This is a genomic window from Exilibacterium tricleocarpae (assembly GCF_007004655.1).
Taxonomy (GTDB): Bacteria; Pseudomonadota; Gammaproteobacteria; order Pseudomonadales; family Cellvibrionaceae; genus Exilibacterium; species Exilibacterium tricleocarpae.
Genome location: NZ_ML660102.1, coordinates 46,705 through 65,109 on the forward strand (window position 1 = coordinate 46,705; position 18,405 = coordinate 65,109).

The 18,405-nt window shown below is 58.7% G+C and carries 11 protein-coding genes; 8 read left to right on the forward strand and 3 right to left on the reverse strand.

The window, feature by feature from the left end; all coding sequences use genetic code 11:
* Window positions 1–617 precede the first annotated feature (617 nt).
* The 3 genes from FKG94_RS21140 to bicA form a co-directional block, all read right to left on the reverse strand.
* Entirely contained in the window at window positions 618–1,727 is a 1,110-nt protein-coding gene (locus tag FKG94_RS21140) for a 5-(carboxyamino)imidazole ribonucleotide synthase (protein WP_142928939.1), read from the reverse strand.
* Entirely contained in the window at window positions 1,724–2,206 is a 483-nt protein-coding gene (purE, locus tag FKG94_RS21145; protein ID WP_142928940.1) for a 5-(carboxyamino)imidazole ribonucleotide mutase, read from the reverse strand. The genes FKG94_RS21140 and purE overlap by 4 nt, the downstream gene beginning before the upstream one ends.
* Window positions 2,207–2,295: 89 nt before the next feature.
* Window positions 2,296–3,924 carry a bicarbonate transporter BicA gene (bicA, locus tag FKG94_RS21150; RefSeq protein ID WP_218943597.1) on the reverse strand — a complete coding sequence of 543 codons (1,629 nt, stop codon included), beginning with the start codon at window positions 3,922–3,924 and terminating at the stop codon, window positions 2,296–2,298.
* Window positions 3,925–5,256: 1,332 nt separating this feature from the next.
* Between bicA and FKG94_RS21155 the strand changes: the two genes are divergently transcribed.
* The 8 genes from FKG94_RS21155 to FKG94_RS21190 all read left to right on the forward strand — a co-directional run bounded on the left by FKG94_RS21155 (window position 5,257) and on the right by FKG94_RS21190 (window position 18,067).
* Window positions 5,257–6,516, forward strand: a complete 1,260-nt coding sequence (locus FKG94_RS21155) for a glycosyltransferase family protein (RefSeq protein ID WP_142928942.1) — start codon at window positions 5,257–5,259, stop codon at window positions 6,514–6,516.
* An 8-nt stretch (window positions 6,517–6,524) separates the two neighbouring features.
* On the forward strand, window positions 6,525–8,372 hold the full coding sequence (locus FKG94_RS21160) for an ABC transporter ATP-binding protein (RefSeq protein WP_142928943.1): 1,848 nt from the start codon (window positions 6,525–6,527) through the stop codon (window positions 8,370–8,372).
* Window positions 8,356–9,693 (forward strand): phosphotransferase, encoded by a 1,338-nt coding sequence (locus FKG94_RS21165; protein ID WP_142928944.1) that lies wholly within the window; start codon window positions 8,356–8,358, stop codon window positions 9,691–9,693. The genes FKG94_RS21160 and FKG94_RS21165 overlap by 17 nt, the downstream gene beginning before the upstream one ends.
* On the forward strand, window positions 9,690–10,964 hold the full coding sequence (locus FKG94_RS21170; protein ID WP_142928945.1) for a glycosyltransferase: 1,275 nt from the start codon (window positions 9,690–9,692) through the stop codon (window positions 10,962–10,964). Before FKG94_RS21165 ends, FKG94_RS21170 begins: the two co-directional genes overlap by 4 nt.
* Complete coding sequence (locus tag FKG94_RS21175) at window positions 10,952–13,129, forward strand: glycosyltransferase (protein ID WP_142928946.1); 2,178 nt, start codon at window positions 10,952–10,954, stop codon at window positions 13,127–13,129. The genes FKG94_RS21170 and FKG94_RS21175 overlap by 13 nt, the downstream gene beginning before the upstream one ends.
* Before the next feature lie 2 nt (window positions 13,130–13,131).
* Window positions 13,132–14,874, forward strand: coding sequence for an alginate export family protein (locus tag FKG94_RS21180; RefSeq protein WP_142928947.1), 1,743 nt, complete (start codon window positions 13,132–13,134; stop codon window positions 14,872–14,874).
* Between the two features lie 917 nt (window positions 14,875–15,791).
* Entirely contained in the window at window positions 15,792–17,393 is a 1,602-nt protein-coding gene (locus FKG94_RS21185) for a sensor histidine kinase (RefSeq protein ID WP_142928948.1), read from the forward strand.
* On the forward strand, window positions 17,390–18,067 hold the full coding sequence (locus FKG94_RS21190; protein WP_142928949.1) for a response regulator transcription factor: 678 nt from the start codon (window positions 17,390–17,392) through the stop codon (window positions 18,065–18,067). Before FKG94_RS21185 ends, FKG94_RS21190 begins: the two co-directional genes overlap by 4 nt.
* Window positions 18,068–18,405: the final 338 nt, after the last annotated feature.

An 18,405-nucleotide genomic window follows, 5' to 3' on the forward strand; every position in this document is an offset into this window, starting at 1 on the left:
GAATGTTTTTTTGCCGTATTCCTCTAGGTATATTCGCTCTTAAAACAATAGCTTTTCACAAGCTGCCGGATGGATGCATCCGCTCTGTCATATTCTCGTTCAGCTTGTTCGACGCGGATGGAACTTTCCGGCCAGGCTGATATATACATTACTGTATAGTATTCCTGTCGACAGAGTCAAGGCCAATGGTTTGCGGCCTGTTTTGACCGCTGTCGGCCGGCTGAAGCCGGCTTCCACCAGGCTTTATGGATAGGCTGGAGTCCTTGATGGATAGACTGGAGCCCTTGCCATGTCTGGCCTCCCGAGTAATCAAGGGGTTTCAGCAGTGGCCTCTCTGACAGGTAGTCAAGCACCGATTGCCGATCAGGGCCGCAAATCCAACTTGTATAGGGAGGTACCGATTTGGCGACGATTCAGGTTTGAGAAACAGATAGTCAGGGGCCTGGCATATCACCTTTGGGGTCAATAAGCCGATAGAGACGAGATTTCCCCAGTCCCGGGCAGTGCGTTAAATTCGGCTCGGCACCGCTTGGTAAGTTATAGACAGTGGAACGACACGGCCTGGATTGATTCAAATCACGCACGGCACCTGAGCGTGTGATTGCCGCCGGAAAACACTACACAGAGACTCCGCCATAGGCGAGTTTTTCCATTGCCGCCAGTCGGGCTGCGACGTCCTCGTAGCTGTCACTGTTGATCGTGATATGACCGAGCTTGCGCCGCGGTTGTGGAGTCTTGCCGTAGAGCGTCAAAAAACATCGCTCTTCGCTTGCCTGTGCGGCGCTCAGCGTAACGCCGAGTAGATTCAACATCCCGCTGATACCCTGGGGTTGAGTCGAGCCCAGGGGCAGGTCTGTAATCGCCCGCAGATGGTTTTCGAATTGGCTGGTCAACGCGCCTTTGGAGGTCCAATGGCCGCTGTTATGCACCCGCGGAGCTATTTCATTGACAAGTAATCTCTCTCCGACAACAAAACACTCCATGCAAATCAAGCCCACATAATCCGTCTTTACCAGGATATCTTCCAAATACTTTCGGCCCGCAGCCAGCAGCGGTTCAGATACAGAAGGAGCAGGTGCAATCGAGCGCAGTAATGTGCCGTTGCTATGGAGATTCTCTACCGCCGGGTAGAAAACGATATCCCCTCTCACATTGCGCGCGGCAAGGAAGGAAACTTCACGCTCAAATGCGACAAAACCCTCGGCCACCCAAGCGCTTGGAAAATCAATACTGTCAATTACCTCTGTCTCGTTATCAGCCGTAATCCGGTATTGGTTATAACCGTCGTACCCCTCTTCTTCCGACTTCAGAAATATCGGTTTATCCAGTGTTTGCACCGCCTGCTGCAGGTCCGCTGCGGAACTGACACTTTGAAAGGCGGCGAGCGGAATACCCAGCGATTGCAGGCTTAACTTTTCCCGCTTGCGATTTTTGAAAATTTCCAGGGCGTCGGGGTTTGGATGCACTGCGCAGTGTGCCTGCAACTGCCTGAGCAGATCGATATCCACATGCTCTTTTTCTACGGTTATCACATCCGGCTTGCCGAGGTCCTCGTATATTTTTTCGGCCTCACCCCGGCGCACCACAATTCGCCCCAGGCCGTCGACGCAGTCCGTGCTCTCTTTCGCCTCCACCAAAAAACTGAAACACATCCCCATGGGGATGCCGTCCAGGGCCATCATGCGGGCGAGTTGCCCGCTACCGACAATTGCAATGCGCGTGCTCATTCCACTTCCTCGGCTACGGCGTCGGTCTGGGCCCGGCGCCAATCGACCAGACGTTGCTGCAACTCGGGGTCGGACAGCGCCAACATCTGGCTGGCCAACAGCCCGGCGTTATAGGCGCCGGCCTCACCGATCGCCTGGGTCGCCACCGCCACCCCCTTGGGCATCTGCACCATGGACAACAGGCTGTCCATACCTTTCAAATACTTACTCTGTACCGGCACGGCAATCACCGGCAACCAGGTCATCGCTGCAGCCATACCGGCAAGATGCGCCGCACCGCCCGCCCCTGCGATAATCACTTTGGTGCCGTTGGTTTCAGAATCCCGACAAAATGCATACAAGCGCTGCGGCGTGCGATGTGCGGATACGATTGACGTTTCGTAATCGACCGCCAGTGCCTGCAACGGTTTCGTGGCCAATTCCATGGTGGGCCAGTCGGAACGGGAGCCCATGATAATGTGAACCGGTGCCTTGGACATAATTTCAACCTCAATAACAAATCACTAAATAACAAATAGCAAGCCGGCCAGCGCAATAACCGGCAGATCAAGAATACTGCGCAAATGTGTTAAGCAAGGGCCCTTTGCAGCGCTTCAGTGCGCGTTTTGCATAACTGGGTGCCCGGTATCAGCTCGAACAGTCCCAGCCTTTCCAGCGTTTTCTTTGCCTGCTTGGATGGCCCTACGATAAATACCTGCCGCTCCAGTGCAACCGCATCTTTAATGGCATTTTCAATCGCCAGCGACACGGTGGTGTCGATCAGGGGAACGTCACTCAAATCCAATACGATGCAGGCGTATTGATCGAGGCCGGCATGTTCGCGGGCGATCGCCTTTGACACACCGAAAATCATCGGCCCGCTCAGATAGACCAGCAACACGCGGCCGGCGGCCTGGTCGAGCAGTTTTTTCTCTTCATCGGTGAGCGGTACATCGTCATCGGCGTCGCTGATAGCTTTGACGTTTTTCGTCTGCAGCTCGCTGAGTCGCTGGATGGTCAGCACGTTGGCAATAAAGACCCCCAGGCCCACCGCCACGATAAGGTCGACAAAAATCGTCAGCAACATCACGCCGTACATAATCAGTGCGGCATGCCAGGAGACCCGGTGGGCGCGCTTCACGAAACTCCAGTCGAGAATATTGATACCCACCTTCAAGGCGATGCCGGCGAGCACCGCCAGGGGAATATTCTCTGTCAGCTGCGCCGCCCCGAGCACCACCACCAGCAGCACCAGCGCCCGGGTGACGCCCGATAGCGCCGTGCGTGCGCCGGACTGGATATTGACCACCGTGCCCATGGTGGCGCCGGCACCGGGCAAGCCGCCAAACATACCGGATACCAGGTTACCGATTCCCTGGCCGACCAGTTCGCGGTCGGATTTGTGCTCCGAACGGGTCAGGCTGTCGGCTATCAGCGCCGTCAGTAGCGAGTCAATGCAGCCGAGAGTACCGAGAATGATGCCGTCGAGCACCATGGTCGTAATTTGATCGCTGGTAAAGGTCGGCACTGTGATCGCCGGCAGGCCGAGCTGTATTTCGCCGATCCGCCGCACATCCGCCGCGGAGAACAGATACAGTGAAACCAGGGTGCCGATGACCAGCGCGACCAGTTGGGGCGGCACCAGCCGGCCCAGCTTCTGCGGCATAAAAAACAGGATGGCCAGGGTGATAGCGCCCAATATGGCCTCCGTGGGCGCGATGTTCTGCCACAGTTGCGGCAACTGCTCCAGGGTGCCCAACACCCCGCCGGGTGGAGTGGGATGGCCGAGAAAGGGCGCGAGCTGCAAAATAATGAGAATAACGCCGATGCCGGACATAAACCCGGAAATGACGCTGTAGGGCATCAGCGTGATATATTTCCCGAGCTTTAACGCGCCGAGCAAAATCTGAAACACACCCGCTATCATCACCACGGTGAAGGCCATGGCCACACCGTTGTCCGGGTTCTGGGCGATCATTGTGGCCAACACGGCGGTCATGACCACCGTCATGGGTCCGGTGGGCTCGGAGATCAATGTCGACGTACCCCCGAACAGGGCCGCAAACAAGCCCACCAGCACCGCGCCGTACAAACCGGCGGCGGGACCCGCACCCGAGGCCACCCCAAAAGCGAGGGCCAGCGGCAGGGAGACGATGGAGGCGGTCACTCCGCCAAAAATATCCCCCCGCAGGTTGCCGAGGTTAATTGTGTTAAACACACCCATGGGCACACTTGACTATGATTGCCGACAAATCACTGTCTCCAGAAATGGCATCAGATGCTATCTGTAACCGATTGATTTTACAATAATTTTTTGTTTTTTTCGGCACTATTTTCGAGCCCCGGGCGCGCCAAAGCAATAAATGATACAGGTTCGCCGACACAATGGAAGTTTGCCTTTGGCTAACCCGCTCTGCGAGGTCGCCGCAGCGGGGGAGGATACAGTGTTGTTGTTCGCGATTGTAGCCCTAGTAAAACCAGGGTTTTAAGGGGATTCGGGGCCTGCGCCACGAGTAATAAAGAAGTAACACCAGGGCGGGGCCGGCCGTGGTGCAACTGTCTGGTTTTTCACCAATTGGGCCAAACGCCGTGGATAGTTTTGCTCTACCACCATTTTGATTGAGTTCTCGCAAATCTCAATTTGGCGAGGTCCGGCAGTAGCAGGCACTAATGACGCTTGCTTCAAGGGGTTACTTCCGCCTCGAGTGGCCACTTTCATTTAAAGCGCCTACTTTCGCCTAAGGCCCCTACTTGCGCTTAAAGCCCCTACGTTCGGCGGTGGTGGTGATGGTACGCAAGAGGATTTGCGCAGTTTATTGACCCTCCCGCTATTCTTACCAATCTCGATTCAGAAATACCGTGATAGGTCTGCCTCTGGATGGGGCCTTTTTACTAAAGCACCAAAATTAGGCCTCTGAAGCGATTGCCATTAGTAACAAGCACCCGCTTCCACGCGATAACCTGGTGCTCTAAAAATCGTTTATCTCATCCGAGCGAATTGCCGCCTGTCGATCAAAAAAACCGACGGTAAAAGTCCCACAGTAAATGAAATACGCGACCGTAAATCTAAATTTGTTCGACAATAATTAAAACACCACAACGCCTATCAGCCACGATGTCGCCGTGCTACACTTGCTTTTGTAAGTAGAAAACCCCGCCAAAAACTCCGCTAGTTTCGCGTCAAACATCTTCCATTTAAAATTTAGATATTCTTCATCTGAGATTTAGCGCGCCTTCATCGCCGCAACAAACCCTCTTTAGTCGCCGCCTGTATTATTTCTGCAACATTTAGGAATGCCGGTCGTTGCTCGCGGCGGATTTGCATTCCTGACGGTAGAGGTAATCACCTGCGGACGCCGACACAAAATTTGTTTTGTCTCGCAATGACGTCATCTTCGCTTAGAGGCTTTGCAAGCCAACATAAGCTGTGACGACAATTTCGGGAGCGATTGAGTTCAAACAAAGTGCCACGTCCTGGTGCAACTTACCCGCAAGCATCCTGTTGTCGTCCGAGCAAGGCAGCCACACTCAATAAGGACTCAGATTTTCTATGCAAAGTCACCAGACCTCAACCGCACTATCGACCCCTCTGCTCACCGGCCCCCTGCGTGTGCTTCTGTACAGTCACGATTCCTGGGGCCTCGGCCACCTGCGGCGCAGCCTTGCAATCGCCGGCGCTATCACCGGTAAATTCAGCCAGGCAAACGCGCTGGTGGTAACCGGCTCACCTTGTGCAACGCAGTTTCCGTTACCGGCGCGCTGCGATTTGATCAAACTGCCCGCAGTCACCAAAGACACCAACGGCGACTACCAGCCGCGCAGTTTATCGGGACCACTGGAAGGCACGCTGGCATTGCGCAGTCGGATACTGCTCGAGGCATTTCGCGGCTTTGCACCCAATGTGGTGATTATCGACCACCAACTGATCGGCCTGCACGGTGAAGCGTTGCCACTGTTGCGCGAGGCCCACGCCACCGGCGTGCGAACCATCTACGGTATGCGCGATATTCTGGACGAGCCGGTGTCCGTACAACGGTCGTGGAATTCCCAAGCCTGCCGCCAGGCACTGAGCACGCTCTACGATTGCGTGTGCATCTACGGCAATCAAGAGGTCTTTGATTCGCTGCACGAGTACCCGGCGCTGCGACGCCTGGCGAAGCGTTTGGAATTTACCGGCTACGTGGTGCCATCGCGCCACCGCGATCGCCGCAGCCCGATACCCCACCTGCGCAAACAAGTTCTGGTAACCGTCGGCGGCGGTGAAGACGGACGGCAACGCATCGATAAATATCTGGCGGCACTGGCGCTTGCGCCCTGCGATTGGGACAGCCATATCTTTACCGGCCCGCTGATGGAACCGGCGCTGTCGCGCCACTATAAACAGGAGGCGCGCCGCCTCGGCCGCCAGGCCTCGGTACAGGTACATCGTTTTCATGCCAACCTGCCGCGCCTGTTGGACGAGGCGGATGTGGTCGTCAGTATGGCCGGCTACAACAGTTGTGCAGAGATTCTGCAAAGCGGGTGTCGCGGCATTCTGCTGCCGCGCACATTCCCCCGGCGCGAGCAGGCCATTCGCGCCCAGCGGCTGGCAAAACAGGGCTTTGTGGATGCGCTCGAAAACCCCAGCACCAAACGCCTGCGCAAGACGATTGAACGCGCCCTGAACCGGGGCGCGCGCGCTGCGGTCGACGTCAATTTAGATGGTCTCTCGCGCATTTGCGATGTGGTCAGTGAATTGACCGGTGTGTTGCCGCCGGCGCTCTCACCCGATCAGGACAATGCCGCCCCCGTCGTCCACCTGGTTTCGTGAGCGCCGCCATGTCTGATAAATCGACCAAGGCGTCGAAACCCCTGCCGTCGTTACGCAAATTCGCCGTGCGCTTCGCGCCATTGATCGGACGGCAAAAGGCCGTAGTCGGTGGCTCCTTCGCCGCGCTGTTTGGCGAAGTGCTGCTGCGTCTGCTGGAGCCGTGGCCTTTGAAGTTCGTTATCGACAACGTGATTCTGCGCGGGCAAAGCGCGAGCGGGGAGCCCGGCGGCTTGAGCCAAATGGAGCCGATGACGTTACTCACCATCGCGGCAGTCAGTGTCCTCCTGATTGCCGTACTGCGCGCATCGGTGGCGTACCTGGCGACGGTGGGCTTCGCTATCGTCGGCAATCGCGTACTTATCGACGTTCGCAACCAGCTCTACAACCATATCCAGACACTGTCTTTGCGCTTCCACGGTAAAGCCCGCGGCGGCGACCTCATCACCCGCGTAACCGGCGATGTGGGCATGCTCAAGGAAGTGCTGGTCACCGCCTTTATGCCGCTGCTCGGCAATATCGTGGTACTGGCGGGTATGCTGGCGGTTATGGCGTGGCTCAACTGGCAGTTGACGCTGGTGCTGATCGCGATTGCGCCACTGCTGCTGTTCACGGCGTCGCGCAAACACAAGCGGATCACCGAGGTGGCGCGGGAACAGCGCCAGCGCGAGAGCGCTCTGGCCGCCACGGCGGCCGAATCGATCAGCGCCATCAAGACAGTGCAGGCGCTCTCCCTGGCAGACCAGTTTAACGATGCCTTCGGGCGCACCGGCGATCAAGACTTTAACGCCGGTGTGAAGGGCAAGCGGCTGGCGGCGGGACTGGAGCGCACGGTCGATGTGGTGTTGGCCCTGGCTGCCGCCCTGGTGCTCTGGATCGGCACCGTGAACGTACTGGAGGGCAAGCTGACACCCGGTGAAATGCTGGTCTTTCTCGCCTATCTGAAAAGTGCGTTTAAGCCGGTGCGCAACTGGGCCAAGTTCAGTGCCCGCATCGCCAAGGCCGCCGCCGCCGCCGAGCGGGTCGTGGAAATCATGGACCGGGAACCGGAAGTCGCCGACTCGCCCGACGCCCGTCCCATGCCGCGCCCGGCGGGCCATATCGCCCTCGACCAGGTGTCGTTTTGCTATGAAGAGGGCAACACCGTTCTGCACGATCTCACTATCAATATTGCCGCGGGCGAACACTTGGCGGTGATGGGGCCCTCCGGGGCCGGCAAGTCGACGCTGCTGAGTTTATTCCTGCGCCTCTACGATCCGGACGGCGGCCGGCTGCTGGTGGACGGGCAGGACCTGCGCAACTTTACACTGGCGTCATGGCGCAGCCACTTCTCCGTGGTGCTGCAGGATACCCTGTTGTTCGTCGGCACCCTGGCAGACAATATCCGCTACGGTGCCGTCGGCCCGGCAACTGACGAGGACGTGGAGCGGGCCGCCCGCATCGCTAACATTCACGATTTCATCAGCGCTCTGCCCGAGGGTTACGAGACAAAAGTCGGGGAGCGCGGCGTGACCCTGTCCACCGGTCAACGCCAGCGTATTGCCATTGCCCGCGCCGCGATTCGCAACGCGCCGATTCTGATCCTCGATGAACCCCTGGCCGGCCTCGACGCCGATAATGCCCATCAGGTTCACGCAGCGCTACAGCGTCTGGCCGCCGGCCGCACGACCATCCACGTTACCCACGATCTCCGCCACGGCAGCGAGGCCGACCAGGTGCTGTATATCCGACCCGGCCAGCCGATCGAACAAGGCAGCCACAGGGAGTTGTTGTCTCGCGGCGGCGGCTACGCCGCCGCTCATCACCGCGATGTGGACCGCCATAACACGGAGGGAGCAACCCATGCCACATCTGTGTAGGCACACAGCCAGCCTCCTCGCCCGTGACCGGGCCATCGCCGGGTTGCCGCTGCTGTTCGATACCGATGCGCTGGTCGCACACCTGAACAGCGCCGGAGGAAGTCCCCCAATCACTGCCGCAGACCTGACTTATCTGCGCTATAAGCCCGGCACCAACTGCCTGGCCAAATATCGACTGCACACCGCTTCAGGTCCCGTGGACGTGTACGCTAAAGCCTACAGTGACGAGGATGCTGCCGAGAAACTGGCGAAAGACCGGCAACGCCCGGCGGTGGCGGGTCCGCTCGGCTGCGGCCGTTGGTTTTTCGCCGCTCGCAACCTGGTGATCTCAGCGTTTCCCAACGACGCAAAGCTGCGCTATCTGGCGCGCCTTGGCGACCCGACCCGGGTCCGGCAACACCTCACCCGCATCCTCGGCGCCGCAGAGGTCCGGCCTGACGTCGCTTTGCAACCGCTCGCTTATAAACCCGAGCGACGCTATGTCGTCAGAGCCAGTTGGACGGACGACACCGGCGCAACACTCGAGCATGTGATCAAATACGTCACCGCCCAGGAATTTGCCCGGGTGCAACCCCTGCTGCAGTGCCTCGAGGTCCAGCCAATACCGGGCATCCCGCAACTGGCCGGAATGTCGGGTAGGTATCGGGCGCTCGCCTTTGCGTGGCAGCCCGGCACCGGATTGCGCGAGATCACCGCCGCCGCGAATATCGACTACCGCTATCTCGAGGCAACCGGACGGGCGCTGGCATTGTTTCACCGCCAGGCCGCAGCGATTAAAACACTGCCCTGTCGGGACTTCGCCGCCCGCCTCCAGGCCTTGAATGAACAGATGGCTTTTCTACTGCCCTCTCTCGAGACGCGGATGGATACCCTGGTGCGGGAGTTGATCGCCTGGTGGAAAGATCAAAACGAAACCTGCGGCGTTGTCCATGGCGACTTCTACGACAAGCAGGTCGTCGTCACCGGAGAACATGTCAGTATTCTGGATATCGACAGTGTGGAGTCGGGACATCCCACCCGCGATCTGGGGCTGTTTATCGCCCATCTGGAACGCGATGCCATCAGCGGCAATGTCGCTGCGGCAGAAGTCACCAGGCTCGGCGATGCGCTGCTGCGCGGCTACCTCCGCGCCGGTGGGGAGATCGCTATCGACCAACTGCGCGCCTATACCGCATTCGGGCTGGCGCAGTTGGCTCACCACCCGTTTCGCAGCAACGAAACCCACTGGGCTGAAAAAACGGAACGCCTACTTATTCGTGCCACTGCGCTTTTCGACAGCGCCAGGGTCACGGCAATACCACTAGGGGGCAAAGCATCATGACAACTACACAACAGCCGAGAGTTGCCTACGTTCTCAAGGTCTACCCGCGCTTCTCCGAGACATTTATTCTCAATGAGATCCTCGCCCACCAGGAAGTCGGTGAACCCGTCGCGATCTACTCCCTGCGTCGCAGCGACGACCAGCGCTTTCACGAGGGCATAGCGCAGGTGTCCTCACCTGTGACCTATGTGCCGCTAACCAGTGGCAGCAAAGCCACCGCACTGTGGAACGCCCTGCGCCTGGCGCGCAGAGCGGGCCTGAATTTGGATACCGTGCTGGACAGTGAAGAGGATATCGACAGCGGCGACCTGGAGCAGGCACTGTGGCTGGCCGCATCGGTTCGCGAGCGCGGTATAGAACATTTGCACGCACATTTCGGCACCCTGGCCACCGCCGTCGCGCGCCTGGCGGCGCAGCTTGCCGGGATCAGCTACTCGTTCACCGCCCACGCCAAAGACATTTTCCACCAGCAGGTCGACCGGGATGTTTTGCGCCGCAAACTGGCGGACGCGGCAACCGTGGTCACTGTCAGCGAATTCAACGTGCGCTACCTGCAGGACACTTTCGGTCCCGCAGCCGCTTCTCTCAATCTTATTTACAACGGCATCGATCTCGAACAGTTCAAGTTCACGGCGCCGGCCAGCCGCCGCCCGTTGATTTTAGGTATCGGTCGCCTGGTCGAAAAAAAAGGCTTCGAGTATCTGATTGACGCCTGTGCCGAACTGGTGGCACAGGGGCAACAATTCACCTGTGAGATCGCCGGCCCCGGTATTCTGGCCGCTGCCCTGCAGGCGCGGATCGAGGCCCGGCAGTTAAGCGGGTATGTCAAACTGTGCGGTCCGCTGGCGCAATCCGAAGTGCGTGCCAAGCTCTTGCAGGCCAGCGTAATGGCAGCGCCTTGTGTCATATCCGCCGACGACGATCGCGATGGATTGCCGACTATTCTGCTGGAGGCCATGGCGCTCGGCACCCCGTGCGTATCCACGGATGTGACAGGCATTCCCGAAGTGCTGCGCCACAATCAGACCGGCTTGCAAGTGGCGCAGCGCGACGCGCAAGGTTTGGCGGCCGCCTGCGGCAGGTTGATTCACGACAGCGAGCTGCGTCAACGGCTGGCCCGGGCCGCGCGCAGGTTGATTGAGGAAAAATTCGATATCCGCCGCAACAGCGCCGAACTGCGGCAGGTTTTCAGCGCGGCGATGATGACATCGAATCCGGCTGTCGGCCAACAGCTCAACAGCCTGAAGAGGACGGCGTCATGCGCAGAGTAATCTGTTTAAACCAAGACGCCGGAATTGGCCCCGCCCGCGCCAAGGGTGCGGCGGTGCACCTCAATGCCATGCGCGACGCCTTTCGCTTGATCGGGGCAGAGGTGATGGAAATCGATTGCGCGGATCGGGAAGAAGTCGCCCAGCGCATCAAGAAACTGTGTGCCGCAAAGAAGGTCGATCTGATTTATGAGCGTTACGCCCTGGGTCAGCACACCGGCGCCCAAATCGCAACGGCATTAAAGATTCCACTGATACTTGAAGTGAACGCACCGCTGGCCGATGAACAAAAGCAGTGGCGCAAACAGGCCGCATCGGCCGAGGACTCGGACAACGACGCCGTTTTATTTAACGCCGCCACCGCCGTGATCGCCGTCTCCAACCCGGTAGCCGGCTACGCAAAACGGCGGGGCGCGCCCAAGGAATGTATCCATGTTTTCGGCAATGGTATCGACAGTGAGCGCTTTAACCTCGCAATGCGCGAAAAATCCGTGCGCAGCCGACTGAAGCTGGACGAGCACTTCGTCATCGGCTTTCACGGCCGCGAGCGCCCGTGGCACGGTTTCAAACGCCTGGTGCAGGCTTACACCGGCCTGCACGGCGACAACCTGCCGCGCCAGCTCCTCGTTGTGGGAGAAGGCAAATTTGCCGACTTAAAATCTCTGCCGCCATCGAAATACCAGCGCTTCGGCTGGCAACCGCACAGCAAAATGCCCGAGTATGTTGCCGCCTTCGACGCCCTGCCGCTGGCCTACACTGAGGATATACCTTACTACTTTTCGCCACTGAAACTGATGGAGGCCATGGCCTGCGGCGTCGTTCCGGTGGTGCCGGACCTGGGCGATCTCGCCCGGACGGTGTCGCACAATGAAACCGGTTTGGTTTATGCCCCCGACGATGCCGCGGCGCTGGCACAGCACCTGCAATGGCTGATCGACAACCCGCAGGAAAAAGCGCTGATGAGCGAGCGGGCGGCAACCTACGCCTCGCAATTCACTTGGGAGCGAATCGCCCGCTTTGCGCTTGGCTTTGCAAAAAAAACAGCGCCCCGTGCTCCCCGCGTGGCGGCGTCCGGTAAAGCCGGCAAATCCGCTATGCAGCGGGCCCTGCGAGAACTGGAGAAGCGAAACGCCATTAAAACCAGCGATCAGGCACTCGTGCGTGTTGATGTCGGCAAAGATACAACGCTGGATTTCGAAGCCGTGAACGGCCGGGAATCGCGTTGGTTTCGCTACCGTAACAACCACCTGGAAGAACTCTTTCCCGGCGCGGATAATCGCGTGCCACTGGCCAAATCACTGAAGTTTACCGGATCGACCCAGTGGCGCCTGTTAAGCTACCGGCCCGGGAGGCGCCTGGTGATCCTCCATCGCGACGCTGATCACAGTGCCGTTATCAAAGGCTATCGGCAACACAAGTTGGCGGCGGCCATCACCCGCCATCAACTGGCGCGCAGGCTTTTTGCCGGCACGCACCTCCAGGTACCGGCGCTGCTGCATGGGGATGTACCGGAGGCCAGCATGGTCACCGCTTATCACAGCGGCGTAACCCTACCGGTGTCCGGCGACCATGAGCACCTCTATACTCTTATCGGCCAAAGCCTGCGCCGCGTTCAGGATACCTCCGCGGTCGCGCCGGCCGACCTGCATACGGCGGGCGATGAACTCGAAAACCTCAGTAGGCGGGCCCATCGGTTTCGCGCGGCAACCGGCGCCCTGCCACCCGGTTGGGAGTCGGCCTGGCAACGCCTGCAGACCATGTTGGGCTCGCTGCCGGCGAACCACTGCGCGGCGGCCCATCGCGACCTGCATGATCGCCAGTTTATAGTCAATGGGGAGGAGCTGACCCTGCTCGATTTCGACCTCCTGTGTCGAGCCGACGTCACGCTGGATGTTGCCAACCTGCTCGCCCATCTCTCGCTGCGTGCGCTGCAGAAGATCGATAATGCGACGTTTGCCGACGCCCACACCTGCGGTCGCGCGCTGCTGGATGGGCTGGAACGCTATACGGAGGCGGGCTTTTGGCCACGGCTGCGTTTCTACCAGGCGGCAACGTTTTTACGCCTCGCCCTGATCTACGCCCTGCGCCCCCAGTGGGCCGATCTGTCCGGCCACCTGCTGTCGCTGGGGGACCGCTGCCTGAACGACTATGACCGACTGGGCGCCTGACCATGAAATTATTGATGCGTTTGATAGGGCTGCAGTTAGCGTTTTTTTTCTGCCTCGGCGCCGAGGCCGCAGAGTATCGCTCAGACCTGGCTGTGATAGAGCCCGGTCACTGGGTGGAAGTGCGCGGCCGGGCCGATAAGCGCGGCGGTTTTGTCGCCGAGCGGGTTGAGTTGGTGACTCCGCAAAAGTATCAGGAGGTGATAGGTGTCGCCGCCATCTCTGAGCGTGGCGACGACTATATCTCCCTGGCGGGTTTGCAGGTGAAAATTTCCGACAAGACCCGGTTTCGCGATCTGTCGCGCTCGGCGCTGCTGGCGCAGAAAGTGCAAGTGGAGGGTCGCTACCGCGGGCAACGGCGGCTGTCGTCGCGCCAGATCAGCAGCCGCAAAGCCGGCCGCGACCGCCTGCTCGGACGCGTGGATGATATCCAATGGTCGGCAGCAGGCGGCCAACTCACTATGCTGGGTATCAGGGTTACTGTGGCGAACGGCACCACAGTGAGACACGAGATACCGCTGGCAAAAATGGTGCGTGACGATCGGGAAATCATTGGCGGAAGTTTGAACATCGACGACGATGACGACCGCTTCGGCGAGGGCGTGCGCCTCGGCGATAACGCCTCTCTCACCATGCGGCTCGAAAGTCGTGCCACCAGCGAAGACAATTATAATCTCGACCGCGATGACGCCGAGGATCGTCTCGACCAGCAGTTGGGGCTGCGCGCCCGGTTGGAGTTTACGCACTCACCACAAGTCAGATCGCGCCTGGAGATCAAACACCAGCAGTTGTACCGCGACGACGACGAGGACGGGCGCTTCAGTCGGGATGAGACGCAACTGGGGGAAGCCTACGTTCTGGTTCGCGACCTGGCACCCAATCTCGACCTGCAGGTCGGCCGGCAGGATTTCGATGATCCACGGGAGTGGCTGTTCGACGAAAACCTGGACGGCGTGCGGGCTTACTGGAAAGGCGACCGGATCGCCGCCGAGTTGGCACTGGCCAGCACCTTCGAAGGCGGCGATGAGCGCGACCGCGACACCCGCACCGCGATGATCTATTTATCCAACCGGGATCGCCGTCGCCACCTGGCGGGTTATGTGATCGACCGCTATGTCGATCAGACGGAAAGCGAACGCCGCACACACATCGGCGCACGCGCAATCGGCGAATGGCTGCCCGACACAGAAAGCTGGCTGGAGCTGTCCTATATGACCGGCCGGCGCGGCGACCTGGACACCAGCGGCTTCGGCTTCGACCTCGGCGCAACCCTGGAGCTGAACAAATGGGCCAGCATAACGCTGGGCTTCGCCTCCGGCCAGGGCGGTACATCCGATGACAATCACGACTATACCTTTCGCCAGACGGAGCTGCAGGACAACAATGGCAAATTCAATGGCATAACCTCATTCCGTTATTACGGCGAACTGGTGGACCCGGAGCTGAGCAACCTGCGGATTGTAACCGCCGGGCTCGGTTTCAACTTCGACGACCACACCTCGATCGATCTGGTCGGCAACTACTACCGCCAGCACCGCGCCCGCGATGAGTTGACCGATACGGACCTCGACGAGGACCCGAACGGTATCGACAAGGACCTCGGCTGGGAGATCGATGTTATTGTCGGCTGGGAACCGAGACAGCGCTGGGATATTGAGGCCGTAATCGGTTATTTTCACCCGGGAAAAGCCTTTGACGATGCTGATTCGTCAATGCTGTTGAAGTTGCAGGCGCGCTACCGCTACTAGTGCTTCGGCAAGAAATATTTTTACTTCGGTGGCACTTAGGTCCCGAAGGGCTGTGCCTGGATCGAGACCGTGCCGGTTAAAGGACACAAAAAAGCAGTTTGGTGTTCTTGACCGGCACGGTCTCGATGGGGGAATAGCCCTGCGAGACACAGACTAGGCGTCCCCCCGATGAATACATCCGTGTAGGCTTTTCGCCGGCATCCCTGCTGGCGAAAGTCTCGCAGGGCTATTCCCCCATCGAGACCTAAGTGCCACTCTGGTGAAAATACTTTCTGGTCGGTGCACTGGCAGCGGTCTCTAATTGCGTCCGCTGTGCCGGTGGCGCCCTTTGCGGCAGACAGCGCAGATAGCGTTGGCTTGGCTCCCGGGGCCAAAGCGCGAACTCAAGCGCGTTGCGAATACGCAAGCCATGCAACCCGACAGTACTGGACAGAATACTAAGGTCTCTTATTGCAAAAAGTAATTACCAACGTTACCTGCAACAACAGCAACCGGTGTCAAACCTCGGCGCCTGACGAATTGCCAGGCAACAACCGACACTGTGTCTTCGCCAACCTGGCATTTGCTTGCCCAGATGATAGGATCAGCCCTGATAATGTTCTTTCACAAAAAATTTAGGTTACATTCATGTTTTTTGGTGCGAGAGATTTAGCCTGCTTGGGCGACAATTCCAGCTCAACACCTTTTGTTGACTTAAGCGACAGCAGCCCGGGCGGCAACGCGTTTATCAGCAGGTACCGGGCCCCTGTTGGCCCGGCATTTTTATTGATACTCACTTGGTGTATGGTGATACCTGCCTTGACTGCCGCCGGCCGTGACTGCAAGCGCAGTTCACCTTGGCGAGAGTCTCACGCAGCCTTACGGGCATAATCGCCGACGCCTTGCCGGTAACCAGAGCCTACTGACTCATAGACGTTATGATACAACTCTGCACCCACTTCAAGACCAAGCTTATGCTTGCCGCCGGCAGCCTACTGACGTTCATTGTTGTGCTCGCCTGCATTTTTTATTACAGCACCGCCCGCTATCACTATCACCTGGAGCGCACGGAGTTGGCCAACAGTGTGTTATCCAGCTACCTCGCCGTGTCCAATCACACCTATCGAAAGCTCAACTCCATGGGTGAAATCGTGGCGCGCGGAGAAGTGGACGATATGGAGGCGCGCGATGAAAACCAGCGCTCACTGCGCGACGCCTTGTCGAAGGTACGCCGCAATATCGCCGCCGAAGTCGCCTATGTTCGCAACGAAAAAGAAGATGAGGAACTCGACCACCTGGTTAAAATCGAGCGCCTGAGCGAGCATATTATCCTCGGCAGTGATGAGATAAAGCAAGCCATCCAGATGGGCGACAGGGAGCGCGCCCAGCGCGAACTCAGTATGCTTCGCAGCGATTCGGTGGCGGGGAAATTCAACGACCTGATCGACCAGGCATTAGCCGAGGAACAACGTGAGACAGCAGCGACCCAGGCTGAGGCGAACAGACTCGGTGAATTGATCATGATCACCCTGCCCATCACCACCGCCCTGATACTGGGCGTGGTGATGGTGTTGCTGACCCTGGTCTCGCGCGGTGTTACCCACTCCATCGAGGCCCTGAGTGAAGCCGCACAGGCCTATACGTCCGGCGACCTCGACTATCGCATACCCTCGCTGCCGGAGCGGGAGTTCTTCAGCCTGGGGCGCGCGTTCAACAAGATGGCCGAAGAACTCGCCGCGCGACGGGGTGCGGCCCAGCAGTCACGACAATCGCTGGAGGCGCTTATTGAAAACAGAACCAAAGAGCTGCAGGCGTCCAACGCGCAACTGGAAAACCTGGATCGAAGCCGGCGCCAGTTGCTCGCCGATATCAGTCACGAGCTGCGCACCCCGTTGACCGTGATACAAGGTGAATCGGAAATGGCGTTGCGCGGCGCGCCAAAAAGCATCGACGAATACCAGGACACACTCAATCGCGTGCGCGATCAGGCGGTGCACACTACTCGCCTGGTGGAAGACCTCTTGTTTGTTGCCCGAGCAGAAAACGGCAATGCACGCATTGAAAAGAAATCGGTTGCTATCGCCAGCCTATTACGGGATGTTTGTATGGACTTTAGATCGATTGCGGAGAAAAAGCGCATTGAAATTCTCGATTCTTATATAGACGACAAAATAGTTGTTTATGGCGATGCCGGGCGGCTGCGACAGGTCTTTGCCATTTTGATCGACAATGCGATTCGCTACTCCCATACCGGCGGCAGTATATCGGTCGACCTGTCCCTCGCCGAAGACAGCGTCAGGCTGAGTGTCAAAGACGAGGGCATCGGCATGACAGAGGAGGATGCCAGGCAGGCCTTTCACCGCTTTTACCGGGGCGACAATGCCGAGCGACACGCCCAGGGAACGGGGCTCGGCCTGCCCGTGGCGAAAGCCATTATCGAGGCTCACGCCGGCAGTATCGCGCTGCTCGGCAAGCCCGGCGATGGCGCCGAGGCGGTTGTGAAACTGCCGTTCGAGAATAAGTTGAGGTCCATTGCGTGAGAATTCTAGTGGTTGAAGACAATGATCGCATCGCCGACTTCCTGGTGCGCGCGCTCAAGTCCGAGGGTCATACCTGTGTGCGCACAGATGATGGCCGCGATGGCCTGGAGCTGGGCAAGCACGCCGACTTTGATATGATTTTGCTGGATTTAATGCTGCCGGGGCTTTCCGGGCTGGACATTTGCCAGGAGCTGAGAATGCGCGGCATGCTCACGCCGATTATCATGTTGACCGCGATGGACGACATCGAGGATGTGGTTACGGGCCTGAAGATGGGCGCCGATGACTATATTACCAAGCCATTTATTATCGATGAACTATTGGCCCGTATCGAGGCCGTCGGTCGCCGGGGTGCGGTTCCCGCGCCAGACGACGCCAGCCTGAGCGTGGGCGAGGTCGTGATGGATCGCAAGTCGATGCAGGTAACGGTTGCCGGTGAGCGTATCGTGCTTACCGCCAAGGAGCTCGCCGTGCTCGAGCTGCTGATGGCGCATCCCAACCAACTGTTCAGCCGGGAGCGCATTTTGAGCAATGTCTGGGGTATGGATATGGACCCCCTAACCAACGTCGTCGATGTTTATGTCGGCAAGTTGCGGCGCAAAATTCGCCAGGGTGACGGCTCTCCCTTTATCGAAACGGTTCGCGGTATGGGGTATAGAATCAATACCGACTGATGCTGTCACCCGGACCTGCCCGGGCTTTCCCGGTGGCAGCACCTTCAGCCATATCAGCAGGACCCTCTCCACTTCCGGCACAAGTAGCATTGTGACACTTTAAACACCAGTATCTTGAGCGGCAACTGCTTACTGACAGTCCGGCGCCAGGGTTCTCGCCCGCCGTGCCGGCACTGCCGGCGTGCTCACGATTTGCCGTATGGGTTGAGCACGCTATTGTCGATGGCCCGGGGCTAAACTTGCTGAGTCGTGCACGCACAGACAAGTGCCCGTGCATGCACAGGCATGCACCGATACGGGTTGTCACTAGGCTAACCCCGTGGAGTTAGAAAGGGTGT

What these genes read in the sequence shown, in the direction of transcription:
- FKG94_RS21140 (WP_142928939.1), bottom strand. Translation starts at nt 1,727, where the DNA reads ATGAGCACGCGCATTGCAATTGTCGGTAGCGGGCAACTCGCCCGCATG.
- purE (WP_142928940.1), bottom strand. Translation starts at nt 2,206, where the DNA reads ATGTCCAAGGCACCGGTTCACATTATCATGGGCTCCCGTTCCGACTGG.
- FKG94_RS21155 (WP_142928942.1), top strand. Translation starts at nt 5,257, where the DNA reads ATGCAAAGTCACCAGACCTCAACCGCACTATCGACCCCTCTGCTCACC.
- FKG94_RS21160 (WP_142928943.1), top strand. Translation starts at nt 6,525, where the DNA reads ATGTCTGATAAATCGACCAAGGCGTCGAAACCCCTGCCGTCGTTACGC.
- FKG94_RS21165 (WP_142928944.1), top strand. Translation starts at nt 8,356, where the DNA reads ATGCCACATCTGTGTAGGCACACAGCCAGCCTCCTCGCCCGTGACCGG.
- FKG94_RS21170 (WP_142928945.1), top strand. Translation starts at nt 9,690, where the DNA reads ATGACAACTACACAACAGCCGAGAGTTGCCTACGTTCTCAAGGTCTAC.
- FKG94_RS21175 (WP_142928946.1), top strand. Translation starts at nt 10,952, where the DNA reads ATGCGCAGAGTAATCTGTTTAAACCAAGACGCCGGAATTGGCCCCGCC.
- FKG94_RS21180 (WP_142928947.1), top strand. Translation starts at nt 13,132, where the DNA reads ATGAAATTATTGATGCGTTTGATAGGGCTGCAGTTAGCGTTTTTTTTC.
- FKG94_RS21185 (WP_142928948.1), top strand. Translation starts at nt 15,792, where the DNA reads ATGATACAACTCTGCACCCACTTCAAGACCAAGCTTATGCTTGCCGCC.